Here is a 601-nt window from a genome sequence, read left to right on the forward strand (position 1 = left end):
TTGAAAGCGATGGTGCTGCGCCTGGATGCGCTGCTGGCCATGCAGACGCAGGAAACGAACCGCCTGGACGTGGCGCGCGAATCGGTCCGGGCCGATATCGAACAGCATATTGCCTGGCTCGGCGAGCAGATTAAACAGCTGCGCAAGCGCGTACGTGATCACATCAACGACGATCCCGACATGCGCGGCAGACGCGACTTACTCGATACCATTCCCGGTGTCGGGGACAATACCATTGCGTTACTGCTGGCCTATGGCATGCATGCCGGGCGCTTCGACAACGGCCGGCAGGCTGCCGCCTTTGCAGGCCTCGATCCGCGCCAACATGAGTCCGGATCAAGCGTGAAGCAGCGGCCCCGGATGTCCAAGATCGGCCACGCGCATCTGCGCAAAAATCTGTACATGCCGGCTATGGTGGCGCTGTACCGCACCGACTGGGGGCGCCAGTTCCGCACCCGCCTGGAAGCAGCAGGCAAGCCGGCCAAGCTGGTGATCGGCGCCATGATGCGCAAGCTCGTCCACGTTGCTTTCGGCGTCTTAAAATCTGGCAAACCATTCAATCAGGAGCTTCAAAACGCTTGACCGGCATAACAGTATCTAC

1 protein-coding gene is annotated in these 601 nt (G+C 60.4%); it reads left to right on the forward strand.

Annotation, left to right across the window (positions count from 1 at the left end):
• Positions 1 to 582 (forward strand): transposase (locus tag GTP77_RS29815; RefSeq protein WP_161075752.1); only part of this gene is annotated, 582 nt, incomplete at its 5' end.
• Between the last annotated feature and the right edge of the window lie 19 nt (positions 583 to 601).

Source organism: Pseudoduganella aquatica, from assembly GCF_009857595.1.
Lineage (GTDB): Bacteria > Pseudomonadota > Gammaproteobacteria > Burkholderiales > Burkholderiaceae_D > Rugamonas > Rugamonas aquatica_A.